The organism is Fastidiosibacter lacustris (assembly GCF_003428155.1).
GTDB classification, from domain to species: Bacteria; Pseudomonadota; Gammaproteobacteria; order Francisellales; family Francisellaceae; genus Caedibacter; species Caedibacter lacustris.
This window is the reverse complement of the sequence record NZ_QLIR01000036.1, coordinates 1-5,213: the sequence shown is the minus strand read 5'-3', so window position 1 is coordinate 5,213 and position 5,213 is coordinate 1. Positions and strand designations below refer to the sequence as shown.

At 48.1% G+C, this 5,213-nt stretch carries 2 tRNA genes and 3 rRNA genes; all 5 read right to left on the bottom strand.

From position 1 onward, the window contains the following. Window positions 1-4 precede the first annotated feature (4 nt). Window positions 5-119, bottom strand: a 5S ribosomal RNA gene (gene rrf, locus DNJ77_RS09695). Between the two features lie 42 nt (window positions 120-161). Further along, a 23S ribosomal RNA gene (locus DNJ77_RS09690) occupies window positions 162-3,118 on the bottom strand. Between the two features lie 119 nt (window positions 3,119-3,237). After that, a tRNA-Ala gene (locus tag DNJ77_RS09685) sits at window positions 3,238-3,313 on the bottom strand. Window positions 3,314-3,318: 5 nt separating this feature from the next. After that, window positions 3,319-3,395, bottom strand: a tRNA-Ile gene (locus DNJ77_RS09680). Between the two features lie 132 nt (window positions 3,396-3,527). Beyond that, window positions 3,528-5,061: ribosomal RNA gene (locus DNJ77_RS09675) — 16S ribosomal RNA — on the bottom strand. The 16S, 23S and 5S rRNA genes sit together here with 2 tRNA genes alongside, the layout of an rRNA operon. Window positions 5,062-5,213: the final 152 nt, after the last annotated feature.

Here is a 5,213-nt window from a genome sequence, read left to right as displayed (position 1 = left end):
AAAAACCTGATGATGTTCTACTTTCACATGACGAATGCCACACTATCATCGACGCTAACTGTTTTCACTTCTGAGTTCGGAATGGATTCAGGTGGTTCACAGTCGCTATTATCATCAGGTAACTCTCAAGCTCAAAAGCTTTAACAATCTATCATAGAGTAATAACCAAGTCTATCGGGCAATTAGTACTGGTTAGCTTCATACATTACTGTACTTCCACAGCCAGCCTATCTACGTCGTAGTCTTCAACAACCCTCAAGGGAGATCTCATCTTGAGGCTGGCTTCCCGCTTAGATGCTTTCAGCGGTTATCCATTCCGAACTTAGCTACTGGGCAGTGCTTCTGGCGAAACAACCCAAACACCAGCGGTTCGTTCATCCCGGTCCTCTCGTACTAGGAACAAACCCTCTCAAATCTCCTACGCCCACGGCAGATAGGAACCGAACTGTCTCACGACGTTCTAAACCCAGCTCGCGTACCACTTTAAATGGCGAACAGCCATACCCTTGGGACCTGCTTCAGCCCCAGGATGTGATGAGCCGACATCGAGGTGCCAAACTCCTCCGTCGATATGAACTCTTGGGAGGAATCAGCCTGTTATCCCCGGAGTACCTTTTATCCGTTGAGCGATGGCCCTTCCATTCGGAACCACCGGATCACTAAGACCTACTTTCGTACCTGATCGAGCCGTCACTCTCTCAGTCAAGCGCACTTTTGCCTTTATACTCTTGCTGCGATTTCCGACCGCAGCGAGTGCACCTTCGTACTCCTCCGTTACTCTTTAGGAGGAGACCGCCCCAGTCAAACTACCCACCATACACTGTCCTCGACTAATCGTCCAAGTTAGAACTCCAAAAATATCAGGGTGGTATTTCAACAGCGACTCCACCTCAACTTGCGTCAAAGTCTCTTCGTCTCCCACCTATCCTACACAAATATTCTCAAAGTCCAGTGCAAAGCTATAGTAAAGGTTCACGGGGTCTTTCCGTCTAACCGCGGGTACGCTGCATCTTCACAGCGATTTCAATTTCACTGAGTCCCAGATGGAGACAGTGTGGCCATCGTTACGCCATTCGTGCAGGTCGGAACTTACCCGACAAGGAATTTCGCTACCTTAGGACCGTTATAGTTACGGCCGCCGTTTACCGGGGCTTCGATCCAGAGCTTCGTCTTACAACTAACCCCTTCAATTAACCTTCCGGCACCGGGCAGGCGTCACACCCTATACTTCCTCTTACGAGTTCGCAGAGTGCTGTGTTTTTAGTAAACAGTCGCAGCCACCTGGTATTTGCAACCCATTTCAGCTCCAGCAGTCAATACCTTCACCTAATATGGGCACACCTTCTCCCGAAGTTACGGTGTCATTTTGCCTAGTTCCTTCATCTGGGTTCTCTCATTGCCTTGGTATACTCTACCCACCCACCTGTGTCGGTTTATAGTACGGTCAATAATAATCTTTCGCTTAGAAGATTTTCCTGGAAGCAGAGCTTCAATCTCTTCGTGAAGCAAGCTTCACTTCGTCTTACGCCTTGGATTATCATAGCTGCGGATTTGCCTACAACTACTACCTACGCGCTTTCACCTGGACTACCATCCGCCAGGCAGACCTAGCTTTCTCCGTCCCTCCATCGCAATTATTATCGGTACAGGAATATTAACCTGTTTCCCATCGACTTCTCTCTTCAGATACGCCTTAGGGGCCGACTTACCCCACGTTGATTAACATTGCGTGGGAACCCTTAGGTTTTCGGCCAATAAGAATCTCACTTATTTTTCGTTACTCATGTCAGCATTCGCACTTCTGATACCTCCAGCACACTTCTCAATGCACCTTCATCAGCTTACAGAACGCTCCCCTACCATGACACCTTCGTGCCATCCGCAGCTTCGGTGTATCGCTTAGCCCCGTTAAATCTTTCGCGCAGGCCGACTCGACCAGTGAGCTATTACGCTTTCTTTAAAGGTTGGCTGCTTCTAAGCCAACCTCCTGGCTGTCTATGCCTTCCCACATCGTTTCCCACTTAGCGATAACTTTAGGACCTTAGCTGGCGGTCTGGGCTCTTTCCCTCTCCACTACGGACCTTAGCACCCGCAGTGTGTCTCCCGTGATTCAACTTCGTCGTATTCTAAGTTTGCATCGAGTCGGTAAGATCGCAAAATCCCCCTAGTCGAAACAGTGCTTTACCCCAACGAGTCACTCACAAGGCACTACCTAAATAGTTTTCGGGGAGAACCAGCTATCTCCGTGCTTGATTAGCCTTTCACTCCTATCCACAACTCATCCCATACTTTTGCAACAGTACCGGGTTCGGTCCTCCAATTGGTGTTACCCAACCTTCAACCTGGTCATGGATAGATCGCGCCGGTTTCGGGTCTAATGCTTGCGACTTAACGCCCTATTCAAACTCGCTTTCGCTTCGGATCCCTTACTCAGTTATCCTCGCCACAAACATTAACTCGCTGACCCATTATACAAAAGGTACGCAGTCACATGTCTACACATGCTCCCACTGCTTGTACGCAAACGGTTTCAGGTTCTATTTCACTCCCTTTTCAGGGTTCTTTTCGCCTTTCCCTCACGGTACTGGTTCACTATCGGTCAGTCAGGAGTATTTAGCCTTGGAGGATGGGCCCCCCTTCTTCAAACAGGATTTCTCGTGTCCCGCCCTACTTGTTCGTATATCTAGTTCCACACACACATTTTCGCATACAGGGCTTTCACCTGCTATGGCCTACCTTCCCAGATCGTTCTGCTAATCTATGTGCTAATATATACCAGGCTCTTCCCCGTTCGCTCGCCGCTACTAGGGGAATCTCGGTTGATTTCTTTTCCTATGGGTACTTAGATGTTTCAGTTCCCCACGTTCGCCTCTGACCACTAAACCAAATACTTAATTTTTAACTTGAAATCATCCTATTCTCTAATCCAATCTCATCTTCAAATATCAAATACTCCATTTAGTGGTCAGATAGTTATCTAAAATAACTGGGTTCCCCCATTCGGACATCTTCGGATCAATGCTCATTTGCCAACTCCCCGAAGCTTTTCGCAGGCTATCACGTCCTTCTTCGCCTCTGACTGCCAAGGCATCCACCGTTTGCGCTTCTTCTCTTGGTCATTACTCTATAATAAATTGTTAAAGATCTCTTCTTGCATTCATTATCTCACTCTATTTAAAGAGCAACCTAATAAATACAATCTAGTCTGAATACCCATTCAGAATTCGATGCGTAGTTTGGTGGAGCCAAGGAGGATCGAACTCCTGACCTCCTGCGTGCAAAGCAGGCGCTCTCCCAGCTGAGCTATGGCCCCAAAAATGGTGGGTCTGAGTAGACTTGAACTACCGACCTCACCCTTATCAGGGGTGCGCTCTAACCAGCTGAGCTACAGACCCAATCTACTGAAAAAACATCATTTGTAAACACTCAAATACTTCTCGCCTTTTCTTTATTTCTTTGTACTACTTCTTCTTACTATCAACTATTTAATATTAAACATTCAACATTAAAAATCAGCTTCGTACCTTTAAGGAGGTGATCCAGCCGCAGGTTCCCCTACGGCTACCTTGTTACGACTTCACCCCAGTCATGAATCACAAAGTGGTAAGCGCCCTCCTAACGGTTAAGCTACCTACTTCTTTTGCAACCCACTCCCATGGTGTGACGGGCGGTGTGTACAAGACCCGGGAACGTATTCACCGCGGCATGCTGATCCGCGATTACTAGCGATTCCGACTTCATGCACTCGAGTTGCAGAGTGCAATCCGGACTACGAACACCTTTCTTGAGTTTCGCTCCAGGTCGCCCCTTCGCCTCCCTCTGTAATGCCCATTGTAGCACGTGTGTAGCCCTACCCGTAAGGGCCATGATGACTTGACGTCGTCCCCACCTTCCTCCGCCTTATCAGCGGCAGTCTCTCTAGAGTGCCCATCCAAAATGCTGGCAACTAAAAATAAGGGTTGCGCTCGTTGCGGGACTTAACCCAACATTTCACAACACGAGCTGACGACAGCCATGCAGCACCTGTCTCACAGTTCCCGAAGGCACCAGTCAATCTCTCAACCGTTCTGTGGATGTCAAGGGTAGGTAAGGTTCTTCGCGTTGCATCGAATTAAACCACATGCTCCACCGCTTGTGCGGGTCCCCGTCAATTCCTTTGAGTTTTAACCTTGCGGCCGTATTCCCCAGGCGGAGTACTTATCGCGTTTGCTGCGCCACTAAATCTTTTACACCAGATCCAACAGCTAGTACTCATCGTTTACAGCGTGGACTACCAGGGTATCTAATCCTGTTTGATCCCCACGCTTTCGTCCCTCAGTGTCAGTTTAACCCCAGATTGTTGCCTTCGCCATCGATGTTCCTCCCGATCTCTACGCATTTCACCGCTACACCGGAAATTCCCCAATCCTCTAGTAAACTCTAGTCAAACAGTATCATATGCACCTCCCAGGTTAAGCCCAGGGCTTTCACATCTGACTTATTCAACCACCTACGAACCCTTTACGCCCAGTAATTCCGATTAACGCTCGCACCCTCCGTATTACCGCGGCTGCTGGCACGGAGTTTGCCGGTGCTTATTCTTCACCTAACGTCAAGTTATCTAGCTCTTAACCTAATAACCTTCCTCAGTGACTAAAGTGCTTTACAACCCTAAGGCCTTCTTCACACACGTGGTATTGCTGGATCAGGGTTGCCCCCATTGTCCAATATTCCCCACTGCTGCCTCCCGTAGGAGTCTGGGCCGTGTCTCAGTCCCAGTGTGGCTGATCTTCCTCTCAGAACAGCTATGGATCATCGCCTTGGTAAGCCTTTACCTTACCAACTAGCTAATCCAACGCAGGCTCATCGTATAGCGACTGCCCTAAAGCAGCCTTTTACCCTCAGGTAACATGCGGTATTAGCAACCGTTTCCAGCTGTTGTCCCCCTCTATACGGCAGATTCCTACGCGTTACTCACCCGTCCGCCACTAAGCCAGTAGCAAGCTACTAACCCCGTTCGACTTGCATGTGTTAAGCATACCACCAGCGTTCAATCTGAGCCAGGATCAAACTCTTCAGTTTATATCCTTAGATCATAATTACTCATCTCAATGAAATTAAAATCTACATCCTAACTCCATCTCCATTACACTAACTACAATCCACAAAATCTATCGCTCAAAGTATTCAAGTATCTACACTTCATATCTCTTTCAAACATCCTTTAAAACCCT